The following is a 16,475-nucleotide window of genomic DNA, read 5'->3' on the forward strand; positions in this document are numbered from 1 at the left end:
GATTCATGCGCCTAGCCATTAATGGATACGGCCGTATTGGCCGCAGCGTGTTGCGAGCCTACTTTGAACGAGGTGGCTCGCCGCATGTAGATTTGGTCGCAATTAACGAACTAGCCGATACGCGCACGATTGCGCATTTGACGCGCTACGACAGCACGCACGGACGTTTTGCTTACGACGTCCACCTTGATGGCGACACATTGCTTATTCAAAACCGCCCGATTGCCTTGTCGCACGAGCCGGATGCGGCTCTGTGTCCTTGGGCTCAGCACGAGATTGATCTGGTGTTGGAATGCACCGGCGCCGCTGGTGATCGCACGACAGCACAATGGCATCTTGATGCAGGCAGTCAGCGACTTTTGTTTTCTCAGCCCGCCGCCGCTGATATCGATGCCACCATCGTCTATGGTGTTAATCAGGAGCTGCTGCAGGGCGAGTATCAGGTGGCCTCGACGGGTTCATGTACGACCAACGCCATCGTTCCGGTGATCGATGTGCTCGATAGAGCCTTCGGTATTGAGTATGGAACCATCACTACGATCCACTCGGCGATGAACGACCAGCCCGTGTTGGACGCGTATCACCATACCGATTTGCGCAAAACGCGAGCCGCCTCTCAGTCCATCATTCCTGTGGATACCGCCCTCGCTAAGGGTATCGAACGCATCTTGCCGCACCTTGCTGATCGATTCAGCGCGCAAGCCCTAAGAGTACCAACTGTTAATGTGTCTGCAATGGATTTGAGTGTATATTTACAGCGCTCGACGAGCATTGGCAGCGTCAACGAGGTGCTCCGCCAGGCGGCCGAGTGTGACTATCTTGGGGTGTTAGGCTTTACCACTGAGCCTCTGGCATCGTGTGACTTTAATCACGACAGTCGCTCTGGGGTCGTCGATGCAAGCCAGACTCGCGTTAGCGGTGACCGCCTAGTCAAGGTGCTGATTTGGTTTGATAATGAATGGGGTTACGCGAATCGTATGCTCGATGTCGCCGAGCACTGGGCAAAAATTTCACGCAAAGGAGAAAGTTAATGGCCGTACTGGCAATGCAAGATCTTGATTTGGCTGGTAAGCGAGTGCTAATTCGTGAGGATCTTAATGTGCCAGTTAAAGACGGCGCTGTGACAAGCGATGCGCGTATTCGCGCCGCACTTCCTACCATTCAAGCAGCTTTGAACGCGGGCGCCGCAGTTATAGTGATGTCGCATCTGGGTCGGCCAACCGAGGGCGAGTACAACTCCGAGTATTCTTTGGCTCCCGTAGCTCGTCATATGGCGAGCTTGCTCGGTCAGAATGTTGGCATACAAGCCGAATGGCGCGCAGGGCTTGATATCGAGCCCGGGCAAGTTGTGTTGCTGGAAAACGTACGTTTTAACGTCGGCGAAAAATCCGATTCCGATGAATTGGGCCAAGCCTATGCCGATTTATGCGATATTTTTGTGATGGATGCCTTCGGTACGGCGCACCGTGCTCAGGCCTCTACGCATGCGGTGGCAAAAGCTGCGCCGATTGCCTGTGCGGGACCTTTGTTGGTGGCGGAGCTTAAGGCGCTAGAGCAGGCACTTGCGGCACCCGCTCGCCCAATGGCGGCAATTGTGGGCGGTTCTAAGGTATCCACGAAACTCACGGTGTTGGAAACCCTGTCCGATAAAGTCGATCAGTTGATTGTCGGCGGCGGTATTGCCAATACGTTCTTAAAGGCGGCGGGTTATCCAGTGGGTAAATCTCTGTGTGAGGACGACTTGCTTGATACCGCAAAAGCCTTACTCGAGAAAGTATCGATACCTTTACCCGTCGATGTCGTTACCGCAAAGGAATTTTCGAGCGATGCACCTGCCACCGTGAAGTTGGTTGGGGAGGTCGCCGAGGACGATATGATTTTGGACATTGGCCCGCAGTCAGCAGCATCGCTTGCTGAGCAATTACAAAGCGCCGGCACGATCTTGTGGAATGGTCCGGTGGGCGTATTTGAGTTCGAAGCCTTCTCGAAAGGGACACAAGTGATTTCTGAAGCAATTGCGCGCAGTCCCGGTTTCTCGCTGGCAGGCGGGGGAGATACCTTGGCCGCCATTGATCAGTTTGGAATTGCCGCTGATGTGTCATACATCTCCACGGGTGGCGGTGCGTTTTTGGAATATGTGGAAGGAAAAGTTTTGCCAGCCGTTGCTGTATTAGAGCAGCGTGCAAACTAGGGGGAAATTATGGCACTGATAAGCATGCGTCAAATGTTGGATCACGCCGCCGAGCACGGCTACGGTGTGCCAGCGTTCAATGTTAACAACCTCGAGCAGACTCGAGCTATTATGGAGGCCGCTGCTGAGACCAATTCACCCGTTATCATGCAGGCCAGCGCAGGCGCTCGCAAATACGCTGGCGCACCTTTTCTGCGTCACATGATTGCGGCAGCCATTGAGGAATTTCCGGATATTCCGGTGGTCATGCACCAGGATCATGGTGTGTCACCTGCGGTGTGTCAGCGCTCGATTCAGCTGGGTTTTAGCTCGGTGATGATGGATGGGTCGTTGGGAGAGGACGGCAAAACACCCATGGACTACGACTACAATGTTCGCGTCACGCGTCAAACTGTCGATATGGCCCACGCTTGCGGTGTTTCCGTCGAGGGCGAATTAGGTTGTTTGGGTTCACTAGAAACCGGCGAAGCTGGTGAGGAAGACGGTATTGGTGCGGCGGGTAAATTAACGCATGACCAAATGCTGACGGACCCAGACGAAGCTGCAGATTTTGTCGCGGCGACCGGCGTTGATGCCTTGGCAATTGCCTGCGGGACCAGCCACGGTGCGTATAAGTTCACTCGTCCGCCTACTGGCGATATCTTGGCGATTGACCGTATTCGCGAAATTCATGCGCGTATTCCAAATACGCACTTAGTCATGCATGGCTCTTCGTCGGTACCTCAGGACTGGTTGGCTATCATCAACGAGTTTGGTGGGAAAATTCCAGAGACGTATGGCGTGCCGGTTGAGCAAATTCAAGAAGGCATCCGACATGGCGTTCGCAAAGTGAATATCGATACCGATTTACGCTTGGCCTCGACCGGTGCTATCCGTCGCTTTATGGCCGAGAATCCCTCTGAGTTTGACCCGCGTAAATATTTAGCGCACAGCATTAAGGCCATGAAAGAGATTTGCATCGCACGCTATCAGGCTTTTGGTACCGCTGGCTGGGCCGATAAAATCAAGCCTATGTCTTTGGCCGATGCGGCCGATGCCTATACCGCAGGGCGCTGGTAGTCTTGGTCTTGAGCAGGCCATACGGCCTGCTCTTCAATGTTCCTGTCCTAAGCGCACTTTGCCCAACGCATGATGATGTGGTCGATACCGTCTTCGTCGTAAATTTCACCTTCGGAAACAAAGCCTAATTCCTCGTAAAACCGCGTCAAACGAGCTTGAGCACCAATTAATAGCTCTTCATCTGGCCAAAGTTTCTGGTATTGTTCTAGCGCCAGTTCCACCGTCTTGCGACCCAAGTCTTGGCCTCGTAACGAAGGGTGAACCACAATGCGGCCGATGGATGCGGCGTCGGGATACGATACCCCTGCGGGAAGCAAGCGTGCAGTGGCGAGCACTTTGTCGTCGAATGCTCCAATTAGATGTAATGCTTTGAGGTCCTTACCGTCCAGATCTTGATAGGCACAGTCTTGTTCAACGACGAATACCTCAGATCTAAGTGCAAGCATTTGGTACAACTGCTGGTTAGACAATGAGTCAAACGAAAGCCACTGCCAAGTTAAGGGTGTCATAGTTGCATAAATCCTTATTTTCTAAAGTTTGCCTTTGTTTCGGCGTTTGAGACTTTCTGGTTTACTGCTACTATGGGGTATGCAGCGAATCTCAAGGGGTGGTTTGGGTTCCTGAATTAATAAAAGGTAGATCTATGTTTGCAAACGCAGAGTTGTCACGGGATTTTACAACGCTTGGTCAGCAGTACAAGTCTTTAGTCAAGGCGCTGTTGGATGTCGTCAATATCCCCCATATCCCGGTCGAAATCGAACCGACGGCGACGGGCAATTTCCGTGGTTTTGATGTGGGTAAGTTCTACTTTATCGAGCGCGGCACGATTTCAGCACGTTATCGCGGCAGAACCATCTACGTGCTAGAAGAAGGTGATATTTTACTGCCGGATATTGCGGGCGATTCCCAAGACGATGCCACGGTATTTTATGGCAGTGAGTCGGGTGCCACTCTGCATAGCTTTCCCGCTCTTGAATTTATGCGTCGTGTGTTTTCCGAGAACGATGGTATTAAAGTTTGGACTCGCCTGCTGGTGACTTATTCGGGCCTGATGTTGCGCGTTACTGCAGCGGCGGCACAAGAAGATACTCGTGTCACGCCAGGCTTTGAGGTGTATCAATCAGGCGACGTCATTATTAATCAAGGCGAGAAGGCCGATTTCGTGTTTAACCTGTCATCGGGCACAGCCGAAGTCGTGGTGGACGGCATTGTGGTTGGCACCATCGCTGAGGGCGAAATTTTCGGCGCGATGGCGGCCTTGACGCACAGTGAGCGCTCGGCCACAGTGCGTGCCAAGACTCAGTGCTCGGTCGTTAAGGTGCCAGAAGCACAGTTTACTGAAATGATTAAAACCAATCCGACGACAATTCACTCTTTGATGGTCGATATGGCCAACTCAATTGTGAATTTGAACGAACAATTGGTGTCACTACAAAACGGGTCGGCTAAAAAAGCCTAAGCTGGCCAGCGAAAGTTTTATAAGATTGGAAACCCCTCATGTCTGACATGCCCATGTTGCCGGAAGAAGACGAATCGGTATCGCTGCGCGATTACGCCGAAAAAGCCTATCTTGATTACTCGATGTACGTCATTTTGGATCGCGCCTTACCTAATGTTGGCGACGGTTTAAAACCTGTTCAGCGCCGAATCATCTATGCCATGAGTGAGCTAGGTCTCAAGGCGTCCGCTAAATACAAAAAGTCAGCACGTACCGTTGGTGATGTGATCGGTAAATTTCATCCGCATGGCGATAGCGCTGCGTACGAAGCCATGGTGTTAATGGCGCAACCTTTTAGCTATCGCTACCCACTGGTAGACGGTCAGGGTAACTGGGGCTCGGCGGATGATCCCAAGTCCTTCGCTGCGATGCGCTATACCGAATCCAGATTAACGGCCTATGCAGATGCGCTGTTAGGGGAGCTTGGCCAAGGCACGGTCGATTGGGTCCCCAACTTTGATGGCACTATGGACGAACCTTCGGTACTGCCCGCGCAAGTGCCCAATGTGTTGCTCAATGGGACAACGGGTATTGCTGTGGGCATGGCGACTGACATACCGCCACACAATTTACGCGAAGTCGTATCCGCTACCATTCGCCTACTGGAATATCCAAAATCGACCGTCGATGACTTGTGCGAACATGTTCAAGCGCCCGATTTTCCAACCCAAGCGGAAATTATTACGCCCAGAGACGAGATCAAAGCCTTTTATCGCAGTGGTCGGGGATCGCTGAAAATGCGCGCGCATTGGCAGAAAGAAGACGGTGCCATTATCGTCGATGCTCTGCCGTATCAGGTGTCTGGTGCAAAGGTACTCGAGCAGATCGCGGCGCAGATGCAAGCTAAAAAACTGCCCTTAGTCAATGACCTGCGCGACGAGTCGGACCATGAGAATCCTACGCGCTTGGTGATTGTGCCTAAGTCAAACCGAGTCGATATCGACGCCCTGATGTTGCATCTGTTTGCTACCACCGATTTAGAGCGTAGCTATCGAATTAACATGAATTTGATTGGCAATAACGGTCGCCCAGGGGTGAAATCGTTAGACGCCATACTGCGTGAATGGCTCGAGTTTCGGACGGAGACCGTTCGCCGCCGTTTGCAGTATCGTTTAGAAAAAGTACTCAAGCGCCTGCACTTGCTCGAAGGCTATTTAATTGCCTACCTAAATATTGATGAAGTCATTCATATAATCCGCACCGAAGATAAGCCCAAACCAGTCTTAATGCAGCGTTTTGGCTTGTCCGATGCGCAAGCCGAAGCCGTACTCGAACTGAAATTACGCAATTTGGCCAAGCTTGAAGAAATGAAGATCCGAGGAGAGCAAGACGAGCTTGAGAAAGAGCGCGAACAGCTTGAGCTGACCTTGGGCTCTACAGCTCGCATGCGAACCTTGATCAAAAAAGAACTTCTAGCGGTGGCCGAGCAATTTGGTGATGAGCGCAGCTCCCCCCTAGTGGCTCGTGAAGAAGCGAAGGCGTTCTCTGAGAAGGAACTGATGTCGACCGAGCCAATCACTGTTGTCTTGTCAGAAAAAGGTTGGATTCGCGCGGCTAAAGGCCATGATATTGACCCTACAAGCTTGAGTTACAAAGCGGGAGATAACTTTAATTTGGCGGCAGCGGGGCGAAGTAATCAAAGTGCAATTTTAATCGATAGCACGGGCCGAGCTTATACCCTGCCGACGCACAACTTGCCATCCGCGAGGGGACAAGGTGAGCCGGTTACGGGTCGTATCAGTCCACCGCCGGGTGTTGGTTTTAAAGCCTTGTTGTTGGGGGATGAGCGGCAAAAAATTCTGTTGGCCAGTGATGCGGGCTATGGTTTTGTGACAGAGCTTGGTCATTTGATGGCGAAGAACAAAGCCGGTAAGGCCATTCTGAATTTGCCCAACGGTTCCGAGGTTCTGCCTCCAGCCCAGGTACCTCATGGCGATGACCTACTGGTTGCAGCGGTGTCAACTGAGGGGCGGTTGTTGGTATTCCCCTTAGCCGATTTACCCGAGCTGGCCCGTGGTAAAGGGAATAAAATTATCTCGATACCCAGCGCGCGCGTTAAATCTCGAGAGGAAATGGCAAAAGGCATTGCGGTTTTAACACAGGAATCTAGGCTTGTGTTGCATGCCGGTAAGCGTCATTTGACGCTTAAAGTTAGCGAGTTGGATCACTATCGTGGTGAAAGAGGACGCCGAGGCAGCAAGTTACCTAGGGGTTTACAAAACGTCGACTACCTTGTGGCTGAACATCCCGACGCTACTTAAGTTTGCGGTGCGCTTGATCTGCTTGCTCGGCCAGCAGCTCAAGTGTCTCTGGCGGTATACCTACAATCGCAGCGTAGCCATCAATAATGGGGCCGAGGGTATAACCCTCGTTAAATGGCGCTTCGTCACACAGACTGTGTTCGATCCATAATACCCCACTTTGTTCAAAGGCTTGCTGAAGTTGATCAAAATGATTTTGGACGTACAGGTCAGCGTAAAAGCTGTGTTCTTCGAGTGGTCGGAGTTCGGATTGTCCTAAAACACAGCGTACCTGATACTTAAGCTGTCCGGCGTCTTCCTGTTTTTTGCAAAGCATCTGCAACAACAGGGAGGCCTGTGATGCTGCCGTAGTGGCGCGTCTGGAGTCTTGGTCAGAGAACACCATCGCAACGCAGAGTTGACGTACCACATGGATCTTTCCACCGTAGAGTTGGGCCGCGCTTCTCAGACACTGATATAAACGCTGCGTATAGCGCTCTAAAGATTCCTCGTTAAGTGTCGCAATGTAGTGTTCCAGTGCATCAAGCGAGACCAGCGATATCACCGTTTGATTTACGTGCGGGCGCAGTGGGTCTAAGTCGACTTGCTCTGCGAGAAGATCTAGGGGCAGCGCTCGTAAACGCGTCTCGATGGCGCGAATTTCGTTGGCGGTATCCGTTGTATCCTCGAGCTGGGGAATTTGTTGTTTCAATGACTCTAAAGCGCGCGAGTATAGGCGGCCAATTTGGGCGGCCAGTGCGCCCATTGCGATTGCAATAATCACTGCTAGACCTGACAGAGTCCACCATTGCTGCGAGCGCAAATGAGAGGCCATCTGATCACTGTAGTCGATCCGCAGTTGAGCCAGCACTCTGCCATCGATTTCAATGGGTATGGTCTGGTGCGCATCTGTCTTGGTTCCAGCTTTTGCGATCACGTTGCCGCCAGGTTCGCTGAGCGTCGCGCCTTGAATCCAGCCCTCGCGAATACTTCGGTTAAGTATTGCGCTAGTGGCTAGATTGTCTTTGTTGAGTAGCGCTAAGTTGACTTGGCTGCTGAGCTGCTCAGCCAAGGTAACGCTCACAACCTTTGCTTGCTCTGAGGTGATGTACTGGGTTGAACGCGTCGCCAAGAAGACCAGTGTCAAGCTGGCGATTAGCGTGAGTACAGCGGTGGCGATCCCGAGCTGCAGTCGAATCGGAAGTTGTTTGAAGTATTCTGGCACGTCTGTATCCAACCAAGGTTAGCGCGGAGGATACCTCACCGATGCCATTTTGCGAAGTAATACCCACTTGTGTCCGTTAACCAGACCAGTAAACTACGCGTCTGTGAATATTAGGAATTCCCCGTGACCGATATCGTTCTCGCGACATTTTCAGGAAGTGACGTGCCGGGCCTAACGGCCAAAATGATGGCGCTATGTGCCCAGCATCAATGTGATATTTTGGATATTGGTCAATCTGTTATTCACGATCGACTGTCAATTGGTTTGCTGTTGGCGATTCACACGGCGGAATCGCAAAGCGCCTTGCGTCAGCAACTGCAGTCGATGTGTAACGAGGAGCAGCTGAGTTTAGGTTGGGAGCCGGTGTCTTCTGAGCGTTATTCTGACTGGGTGGCAGCTCAGGGTAGCCCGCGTTACATTGTGACTCTGCTTGCCCGTCGAGTCACCGCCGAGCATATCGCAGCTCTCGGTGCTGTTGTGTATCGTCATGGTCTCAATATTGATGGAATTACACGCCTATCTGGTCGTATACCATTAGGCCCTATGCCCCCCTCGAGTAAAGCCTGTGTGGAATTCTCAGTTAGGGGTCAAACCGCTGATCGAGCGCAGTTCAAACGTGAATTGATGTCGGTTGCCAGTGGTTTAGAAATCGATTTGGCTTTCCAGCAAGACGATATGTATCGGCGCAATCGCCGTTTGGTGGTGTTCGATATGGACTCGACCCTGATCGAGGCGGAAGTGATTGATGAGTTGGCCAAGCGTGCCGGTGTGGGCGAACAGGTGGCCGCAATCACCGAGCGTGCAATGCGGGGCGAGTTAGATTTTAAGGCCAGTTTTCGTGAGCGATTAGGCTTGCTAAAAGGTTTGTCTGAATCTGTCTTGTCAGAAATTGCGAACGAGTTGCCGATTACCGAAGGGGCCGCACACTTAATCAGCGTTTTGCGTCGGCTGGGATATCGAACAGCGATTGTCTCGGGCGGATTCACTTACTTTGCTAAAAAGTTACAGGCGGAGTTGGGCATGGATTACGTCTTTGCCAACGAGCTTGATATTCAAGATGGCCTCGTTACCGGCGATGTGAAAGGTGAAATCGTTGACGGTGAGCGTAAGGCTTACTTGTTGCGTCAATTAGCTGAGCAAGAGAACATCGAGCTTCAGCAGGTAATTGCCGTGGGTGATGGCGCCAACGACCTGCCCATGCTGGGTATCGCGGGACTCGGCGTGGCCTTTCGCGCCAAGCCGCTAGTGAAGGAGGCTGCCGAGCAGTCTATTTCTACTTTGGGGTTGGATGCGATTTTATATTTACTCGGTATTGCTGATCGGTATCAGACGCCCGCATAAATTTAAGCCGCTTACAGGTAGTGCCACACCGCGTTGAAGGGGTTTTTGTCGAGTATCCCGTGTTCGTCGGCCATTACATCTTTTAGCTGCTGCATGTAACGGAACGCGAACTGCGAGTAACTCGGCGTTGACGACACTTGTCGTTGCAACTGAGCGTAATGGCTCTGATTGCCCTGTATCAAAGAGATTTTCTGAAATTCTTTAAAGCCTAAACGCGGTGTGATCAGCGTTTGAGGCGTGCCGGTCAGTGAAATTTCGGGTAGCAACAGTACCCGCACAGGATCTGACACCTCGCCAAGCTTTTTGATGGTTTGGGCGCCGAAGGCAAACGCACTCGGGCTCAACAACGACACCCCGATGAGCGTCTTGGCGTTTTCGAGTTGGCTGACCCAGCGAATGGTCGCGATGACCCAGTCTTTTGTGCCTTCTTCACAGAGGCCAACCACGTCGCCGGTTTTAACGCTGCGCGGCAGAGCACTGCTCCACTCTAGGCAGTACCCGCCGGTGCTTGAATTAATGACTCGGACACGATGCTTTGGATAGCGCCGGCTCAATTCCGCGCCCGATAGATCGTCATCGGGGGCGATTCGAGCAGTTCGGCTACGCTCTTGCGAGTAGGCATCGTCGCTGATCTCATCGGTGACGCTTTGATCCTCGGTCTCTGCAGTTTCCCTGGCGTTTTGATCGGCATCGCTGCGATGCAAAAATGCCGCAACGTCACTGGTGTGTTTGCTTTCCGACGAGGGCCCTTCTTGCAACACGCGTTCGAAAATACGCTCGCCAGCGATGTGGAAATGGACGCTCGCAAGACCGACAACAATGTGCATGGTGCCCGCAACCTGGGTGCGCGAAAAACCACGGATATTGACTTGCCCCAGTGAGCTCACCAGATGCTCGAGTACATCGGTGCTTAGCATCGGCTCTTTGTGGTTTTCGACGATCGATTTTGCGGGTCGGTGACGAATGTAATTGATGTGCTCTTTAAATCGGGTGGTGAGCGGCTCGATAAATAAATACCGATGTTGGGCCCCGAGCTCAGAGGTATTCTCAGGTTCGGTGTTATAAACTGGAGCGCTGTCAGAACCCAAATCGATAATGAGCAGACCCTCGCCAGAGCTGGCTGGCAGCAAATGGCAGAGCTCGCGCTGTTCGTAAAACTGCCGGTAGACGACCGGTAGATCTTTTTGTCGTAATTGGTTTGGTCGACAAGAACCCAGCAGGCAAATTTGTGTAAAACGTGCTTTAACGGAGCACGAGCCGTCGAGCTCATCAGTGACTTTGATGTCTGAGAGCTGTTGTCGATCACACAGTAAGTAGAGTTGATAGAGCTCTAACCAGCTGCCGCGTTCAATGGGCTTATACAGCTGCAAGGTCTGAAGAAATCGACGTCCCGCCATGCTGATGGCACGGTGCAATCCTTCACATGTTGTTTTGGCTGGGCTGCCAGATTGAAATCGCCCTCGCTGTTGAATGGCCTGCACCGCAACCAGGGTGTAACCGGTGGTGACTTGTTTGGCTAAGTTGTCGGCGAGCTCGAACATTTCGCGCGCTTCGGCCGGTAGCGATAGCGGCTGATTTAGAAAATGTGTTGCTAGGCTGTTGAGCGCCGTGTGCACGGGGCGGCGCAGGCTGTTTAAGATTGCCAAACGCTGGTCGGCGGGCATATCAATGCGGTTTAATTCCCAGGTCGCCTTGAGCAAACCGCGAGACATCAGCTTGGCGTTGGTGAGCGGTAAATCTTCTGCCCACTTGGCGGCGGCAGCTGGCGTAACGTCAAACAGAGAACAGGACGATAGTTCTGCTCTTGGTATACGTAATTTGATAGGAGGAGCTTCTGTCACCCGTAATCGCCAACCGCTAACCGATAATTTAGCATAACACTATAGCACGAGATGCTAAATCAGCAATCGATGAGAGTGTAACTACCCTCAGTAAATCAGTGTTTTTGAAGCACCTCCGGGTATCTCGCTGACCAATTTTGGTACGAGATAGCCCGGTAATCTTGCTTGAAGTATTTGGTGTAGTTGTTTGCTGTCGCCTATGGGTTGTGCGAAGTGCGCGGCGCCTTGCACGGGATCGAGGGTATGCAGGTAATAGGGGAGCACCCCGATCTTGAATAGCTCGGTACTGAGCGCTTCGAGTGTGGCGGCGCAATTATTAATGTTTTTTAACAGAACTGTTTGGTTCAGCAAGGTGATACCTTGTGCTTTTAGCTGAGCCATTGCGAGCCCGACCTCGACATCAAGTTCCTTGGGGTGATTGCAGTGAACAACCATCGTCACCTGAAAGCGCGACTGACCCAGCCGTTGGCACAGCTCGGTGGTAATACGCTGTGGTATCACAATGGGCAGGCGGGTGTGGATACGCAGACGCTGAATATGAGGTATAGCTTCGAGTTCGGCGACTAGCTCACTGAGCTTGCGGTCGCTGGTCAACAGGGGGTCGCCTCCGCTCAGAATCACTTCTGTAATATCGGTCTGGCTGCGAAGGTAGGTAAGCGCCTCGGTTAGACGGGCGGGGGTGAGAATATTCTGAGCATAGTCATTGTGGCGACGGAAGCAGTAGCGACAGTTCACGGCGCAGGTGCCTGCTGTCATCAACAATACACGCCCGAAATACTTGTGAATGATGCCTGGTACGGGCGTAAATCGCTGTTCTTCCAATGGGTCGGTGGTGCCTGCTGCGTTCGGCGCAATTTCTTCCTTTAGCGCCAAGACTTGAATCAGCAATGGGTCCTTTGGGTTTCCGTATTCCATGCGCGCCACAAAGGGCCTAGGTGCTAACACAGCAAACCCTGCAGTCTCGCCTGTGATTGCGTCTAATGAACCACGGGGTATGCCAACCGCTTGAAGTAGCTCGGCACTGTCGCGAATGGCAGTTTGTAAAATACTTTGCCAATCAGAACTCTGCCATTGAAGGGAGGTGTGCGATATCATAGGCCTACTGTAAATATTGAGATAAACATTATGGCAAATTTTTCAACCAACGAGTTCCGCCCAGGCTTAAAGGTCATGCTGGATGGTGAACCGTGTAGCATCCTTGAAAACGAGTTCGTTAAGCCCGGTAAAGGTCAAGCGTTTAACCGAGTGAGAATGCGCAACTTGTCGACCGGCCGTGTTTGGGAGCGCACGTTCAAATCAGGCGAAACGCTTGAAGGCGCCGACGTCATGGATCATACCATGGAATATTTATATACCGACGGTGAGTTTTACTATTTCATGGATCCCGTGACATTTGAACAACACCAGGCCGACAAAAAGGCGGTGGGTGAAACGTACTTGTGGCTGAAAGAGCAAGATACCTGCGAAGTGACTTTATACAACGGCACACCTTTGTCGGTTACACCGCCCAACTTTGTTGAGCTGGAAATTGTCGAAACAGATCCAGGCTTGAAGGGTGATACAGCTCAGGGTGGGAACAAGCCGGCACGTTTGTCGACCGGCGCGGTTGTCAAAGTTCCACTGTTTGTGACCCAAGGCGAAGTGATCAAGGTGGATACGCGCTCGGGTGAGTATGTCTCTAGAGCGTCTAAATCGTAGGTGACTCTCACACGTCAGAGGTTGGAGCGAATCGCGCACGTGCGTTCTACGGTGCGCGATTTTTTTGCCAAGCGTCAGGTGCTAGAAGTTGCGGCCCCCGTGGCTGGGGCACGAGCAGTCACCGATCCTCAGCTTGAATCGATACCCTTTCGGGTGATGAACGAAACGCGATATCTGCAAACGTCTCCAGAATTTGCTTTGAAACGGCTGTTAGCCGAGGGCAGCGGTGATGTTTATTCTTTGGGTACAGTGTTCCGAAATGATGAGCAGGGTCGGTGGCACTCCCCTGAGTTTACTATGCTCGAATGGTATCGGCTGGGATTCAATCATCACGATTTGATGAACGAGGTTGAGTCTTTGGTGCATTCGGTTTGGCCGAGTATGCCGGCTCTCGAACGGCTCTCGCACCGAGAGTTATACCAACAGATTCTGGGTGTTGACTCGTTGAGTGCGAGCGTCGAGCAGCTAAAAGATCGTGCTCAAAACCTGCAGGAGTGTCCATTCACTGAAACAAGTCGAGTATTTTGGCTGGACTTATTGTGGGTGATCGGTATCGAGCCGGGGCTGCAGGACCGCGCCTGCTTTGTTTACGATTTCCCGATCGAGCAGGCAGCTTTGGCGCGATTGGGTGACAGTGAGGGGCGAGCAGTAGCTCACCGCTTCGAGCTGGTGATTCAAGGTGTCGAGTTGGCCAATGGGTTTTGGGAGTTAACGGACGCTGACGAGCAGCAAGGTCGCTTTGAAGCCGATAATCAATATCGTGAGTGCTCGGGTCAACCGCGGGTGGAACCGGACGAGCGCCTCCTGCAGGCCCTTCGTACTGGCTTGCCTGACTGCGCCGGTGTGGCTCTCGGCTTTGATCGTTTGGTGGCGTTGAGTTCCGGATATCAGCAAGTTTCTGATGCTTTGGCGCTAGCTTGGGACCAGGCCTAATTCTATACGTCCCTTTTCATAGATGTTTTTGTCCAATATTGCGTGACGCAAAGGCGATCGCGATGAATGGGCAGAGTAAATTAAAAAATGCATAGGGGGCGTAAGAGAACGACGCGACGCCCAAAGTGGCTGTCATGTAGGCGCCACAGGTATTCCACGGAATGAGCACCGAAGTCAGCGTGCCGGAATCTTCCAGCGTTCTGGACAAGTTTAGCTCGTCTAAACCGTGGTCGCGATATGTCTGTTTAAACATTCGCCCTGGCAGTGCAATCGCAATGAATTGATCGGCCGCTAAGAGATTGGTTGAAAAGCACGTGACGACTGTGGTCGCAACCAGTGAGGTCAGCCCTCGAACGCCTTTCAGCGCAATTGCGATCAGCCGGTCAAGAATGCCCGTGCGCTCTAAGATGCCGCCAAAACTCAGGGCACATACGATCAGCCAAACGGTATTCAGCATCGACGACATGCCACCTTTGCTGAGCAGTTTGTCCAAAAAGGCGTTACCGGTGTCTGCCTGAAAGCCATTGAATAAAACGCTCCAAATGCCGACGACTACATCGCTTATACTGTCGCCACTGCCTTCAATCAAAGCCGCAGCGGTATCGGCTTGGAATGCGGCTGCAAAAATACCCCCTATGAGCGCGGAAATAATAATCGCTGGATAGGCTGGAATGCGTTTGGCAATGAGCGTCAGCATAATCACCAGAGGGATTAACAGATGTAGCCCAATGTGAAACTGTTGGTTGATGGCACCTTGCAGTGCCGCGATGTCGGTGGGTGTTCCGCCTTGTTTGCTACCAAGTATAAAAAACGCGATGCAAGCTAAGACAAAAGCCGGGATTGTTGTCCAAAGCATGTGACGGATATGTTGGAATAAATCGACCCCGGTCACCGCCGATGCCAAGTTTGTTGTGTCGGATAAGGGCGAGAGCTTATCGCCGAAATAAGCGCCCGAGATAATAGCCCCGGCGGTAATTTCGAGTGATAAATCGAAACTGCCAGCAATGCCGATCAAGCCAACGCCGAGCGTGCCCGCGACCGTCCAAGAGCTGCCGATACTGACGGCAACAACTGCGCACAAAATGGCGCAGGTGGCATAAAAGTACGATGGGTTGATAAGCTCGATGCCGTAGTAAATCATGGCGGGAACCGTGCCAGCTAATATCCAGGTGCCTATGAGCATGCCGACACTTAACAAGATTAGGATAGGTCCGAGTCCTACATGGATGCCTTCGGTTAAGCCCGCTTGCAGTTCTTCATAGCCAATGCCTTGTTTTAAGCCAACTAACATGGCGATACAGCTGGCTAGAATCAACGCGATTTGATTGGCGCCATAGGAGGCATCGGCGCCAAAAAAGTAAACAGACGCCCCTAAGCTGGCAATCAAAAACACAATGGGTAACAATGCCAGCGCTAGCGGCATGGTGGTTTTTTCTTGATGTTCCAGTGGCGTCGACACAGTGCATTGGCTCCCCAACAGTCATTGTCGGGGAGCATGCCCGAAAAACGCTTCAAGGTACAGACTTTGGGATTTAGGGGCTTTATTTGAACAGATCTAAGCAAGCACTGTTACTGGGCTTGAGCGCTGTCTTATTGTGGTCTACGGTGGCAACGGCGTTTAAGATCGCGCTGCGCTATCTCGATGTCTTCAGTTTGGTGTGTCTCGCATCTGTCGTATCTGCGTGTGTTTTAGTGTGTTGGTTGGTGGTGCAAGGCCGCGTGACTGAGCTAGTGACGGCCCTGCGTAATCAGCCCCTGAAATACTTCATCATGGCGTGTATAAACCCTCTGCTGTATTACGTCATTTTGCTAACCGCTTACGATTTATTGCCGGCGCAGCAAGCACAAACGATTAATTATACTTGGGCGATCATTTTGTCGCTCTTGGCCGTGCCGGTGCTGGGTCAACGCCTGCAGCACAAAGACATAGCCGCCATTGCGGTGGGCTATCTGGGCGTCGTCATTATTGCCACTGAAGGTAGCTTTCATTTGGGCGCCATTCAAAGCACCTTAGGTTTAACCTTGGCTTTGGTCAGCACCCTAGTTTGGGCTGGCTTTTGGTTGGCGAATACCCGCTTGCAAGAACCGAAAGATGTGGCTTTAGCCGCGATGTTTGTGATGTCTTGCCCTGTGGCTATTGCTTATCTTGTTTATGGCGATGGCCTCGCTCAGTTCAGCTGGCAGGGTTTGGGTGCCGCCGTGTATATCGGGTTATTTGAAATGGGCGTCACGTTTTTGCTGTGGTCGCAAGCGTTATCCAAAGCGGTTAACGTGGCTCGCGTGGCCAATTTGATTTTTTTAGCCCCAGTGTTGTCATTGGTCCTGATACAACTTGTGCTGGACGAACCTATTCATCCAGCGACGGTTGTTGGTTTTGCACTGATTGTTCCTGCGATCTTATTGCAACAGCGCGACGCTTGATTCGCACAAACAAGCCTGCACTTCATGA

14 protein-coding genes are annotated in these 16,475 nt (G+C 52.0%); 9 read left to right on the top strand and 5 right to left on the bottom strand.

Features of this window, described 5'->3' with window-relative positions; genetic code table 11:
- Nucleotides 1-5: 5 nt before the first annotated feature.
- Genes ACTF5Z_RS01260 through fba form a run of 3 tightly spaced genes read left to right on the top strand, consistent with a single transcriptional unit; the run spans nt 6 to nt 3,250 of the window.
- Nucleotides 6-1,031 (top strand): glyceraldehyde 3-phosphate dehydrogenase NAD-binding domain-containing protein, encoded by a 1,026-nt coding sequence (locus ACTF5Z_RS01260; RefSeq protein ID WP_438984189.1) that lies wholly within the window; start codon nt 6-8, stop codon nt 1,029-1,031.
- Nucleotides 1,031-2,191 carry a phosphoglycerate kinase gene (locus ACTF5Z_RS01265; protein WP_438984190.1) on the top strand — a complete coding sequence of 387 codons (1,161 nt, stop codon included), beginning with the start codon at nt 1,031-1,033 and terminating at the stop codon, nt 2,189-2,191. Before ACTF5Z_RS01260 ends, ACTF5Z_RS01265 begins: the two co-directional genes overlap by 1 nt.
- 9 nt (nt 2,192-2,200) lie before the next feature.
- Nucleotides 2,201-3,250 carry a class II fructose-bisphosphate aldolase gene (fba, locus tag ACTF5Z_RS01270; RefSeq protein ID WP_423848612.1) on the top strand — a complete coding sequence of 350 codons (1,050 nt, stop codon included), beginning with the start codon at nt 2,201-2,203 and terminating at the stop codon, nt 3,248-3,250.
- 47 nt (nt 3,251-3,297) lie between these two features.
- Here the strand turns inward: fba and ACTF5Z_RS01275 are convergent, their stop codons facing one another.
- On the bottom strand, nt 3,298-3,759 hold the full coding sequence (locus tag ACTF5Z_RS01275) for a GNAT family N-acetyltransferase (protein WP_438984191.1): 462 nt from the start codon (nt 3,757-3,759) through the stop codon (nt 3,298-3,300).
- Nucleotides 3,760-3,893: 134 nt separating this feature from the next.
- Between ACTF5Z_RS01275 and ACTF5Z_RS01280 the strand changes: the two genes are divergently transcribed.
- Both ACTF5Z_RS01280 and parC read left to right on the top strand, forming a co-directional pair.
- A complete protein-coding gene (locus ACTF5Z_RS01280; protein ID WP_423848614.1) occupies nt 3,894-4,709 on the top strand; it encodes a cyclic nucleotide-binding domain-containing protein in 816 nt (271 codons plus the stop codon).
- Between the two features lie 38 nt (nt 4,710-4,747).
- Complete coding sequence (gene parC / locus ACTF5Z_RS01285) at nt 4,748-7,009, top strand: DNA topoisomerase IV subunit A (RefSeq protein WP_438984192.1); 2,262 nt, start codon at nt 4,748-4,750, stop codon at nt 7,007-7,009.
- Here the strand turns inward: parC and ACTF5Z_RS01290 are convergent.
- Nucleotides 7,002-8,213: a hypothetical protein gene (locus ACTF5Z_RS01290; protein WP_438984193.1), complete on the bottom strand. Its 1,212-nt coding sequence runs from the start codon at nt 8,211-8,213 to the stop codon at nt 7,002-7,004. The two genes, parC and ACTF5Z_RS01290, sit on opposite strands and share 8 nt — an antisense overlap.
- 123 nt (nt 8,214-8,336) lie before the next feature.
- On the opposite strand from ACTF5Z_RS01290, the gene serB reads away from it, so the two are divergent.
- The gene (serB, locus tag ACTF5Z_RS01295) at nt 8,337-9,554 is read left to right on the top strand and encodes a phosphoserine phosphatase SerB (protein WP_438984194.1); all 1,218 of its coding nucleotides are present in this window, start codon (nt 8,337-8,339) and stop codon (nt 9,552-9,554) included.
- A gap of 11 nt (nt 9,555-9,565) precedes the next feature.
- Here the strand turns inward: serB and ACTF5Z_RS01300 are convergent, their stop codons facing one another.
- Both ACTF5Z_RS01300 and epmB read right to left on the bottom strand, forming a co-directional pair.
- Nucleotides 9,566-11,395, bottom strand: a complete 1,830-nt coding sequence (locus tag ACTF5Z_RS01300) for a hypothetical protein (RefSeq protein WP_438984195.1) — start codon at nt 11,393-11,395, stop codon at nt 9,566-9,568.
- An 87-nt stretch (nt 11,396-11,482) separates the two neighbouring features.
- Nucleotides 11,483-12,490 (bottom strand): EF-P beta-lysylation protein EpmB, encoded by a 1,008-nt coding sequence (epmB, locus tag ACTF5Z_RS01305; RefSeq protein ID WP_438984196.1) that lies wholly within the window; start codon nt 12,488-12,490, stop codon nt 11,483-11,485.
- 30 nt (nt 12,491-12,520) lie between these two features.
- On the opposite strand from epmB, the gene efp reads away from it, so the two are divergent.
- Entirely contained in the window at nt 12,521-13,093 is a 573-nt protein-coding gene (gene efp, locus ACTF5Z_RS01310) for an elongation factor P (RefSeq protein ID WP_423848620.1), read from the top strand.
- Complete coding sequence (gene epmA, locus ACTF5Z_RS01315; protein WP_438984197.1) at nt 13,094-14,026, top strand: EF-P lysine aminoacylase EpmA; 933 nt, start codon at nt 13,094-13,096, stop codon at nt 14,024-14,026.
- Nucleotides 14,027-14,042: 16 nt separating this feature from the next.
- Here epmA and nhaC read toward each other — a convergent pair whose 3' ends face one another.
- Nucleotides 14,043-15,485 (bottom strand): Na+/H+ antiporter NhaC, encoded by a 1,443-nt coding sequence (nhaC, locus tag ACTF5Z_RS01320; protein ID WP_438984198.1) that lies wholly within the window; start codon nt 15,483-15,485, stop codon nt 14,043-14,045.
- Between the two features lie 86 nt (nt 15,486-15,571).
- Here nhaC and ACTF5Z_RS01325 point away from each other — a divergent pair, with 86 nt between their 5' ends.
- Nucleotides 15,572-16,447 carry a DMT family transporter gene (locus tag ACTF5Z_RS01325; RefSeq protein WP_438984199.1) on the top strand — a complete coding sequence of 292 codons (876 nt, stop codon included), beginning with the start codon at nt 15,572-15,574 and terminating at the stop codon, nt 16,445-16,447.
- Nucleotides 16,448-16,475 lie beyond the last annotated feature (28 nt).

This window comes from Aequoribacter sp. (assembly GCF_965659035.1).
Lineage (GTDB): Bacteria > Pseudomonadota > Gammaproteobacteria > Pseudomonadales > Halieaceae > Aequoribacter.

Excerpts from the sequence above, each read along its gene's own strand:
- epmB (WP_438984196.1), bottom strand. The coding sequence starts at position 12,490 with ATGATATCGCACACCTCCCTTCAATGGCAGAGTTCTGATTGGCAAAGT.
- parC (WP_438984192.1), top strand. The coding sequence starts at position 4,748 with ATGTCTGACATGCCCATGTTGCCGGAAGAAGACGAATCGGTATCGCTG.
- ACTF5Z_RS01260 (WP_438984189.1), top strand. The coding sequence starts at position 6 with ATGCGCCTAGCCATTAATGGATACGGCCGTATTGGCCGCAGCGTGTTG.
- fba (WP_423848612.1), top strand. The coding sequence starts at position 2,201 with ATGGCACTGATAAGCATGCGTCAAATGTTGGATCACGCCGCCGAGCAC.
- efp (WP_423848620.1), top strand. The coding sequence starts at position 12,521 with ATGGCAAATTTTTCAACCAACGAGTTCCGCCCAGGCTTAAAGGTCATG.
- ACTF5Z_RS01275 (WP_438984191.1), bottom strand. The coding sequence starts at position 3,759 with ATGACACCCTTAACTTGGCAGTGGCTTTCGTTTGACTCATTGTCTAAC.
- ACTF5Z_RS01280 (WP_423848614.1), top strand. The coding sequence starts at position 3,894 with ATGTTTGCAAACGCAGAGTTGTCACGGGATTTTACAACGCTTGGTCAG.
- ACTF5Z_RS01265 (WP_438984190.1), top strand. The coding sequence starts at position 1,031 with ATGGCCGTACTGGCAATGCAAGATCTTGATTTGGCTGGTAAGCGAGTG.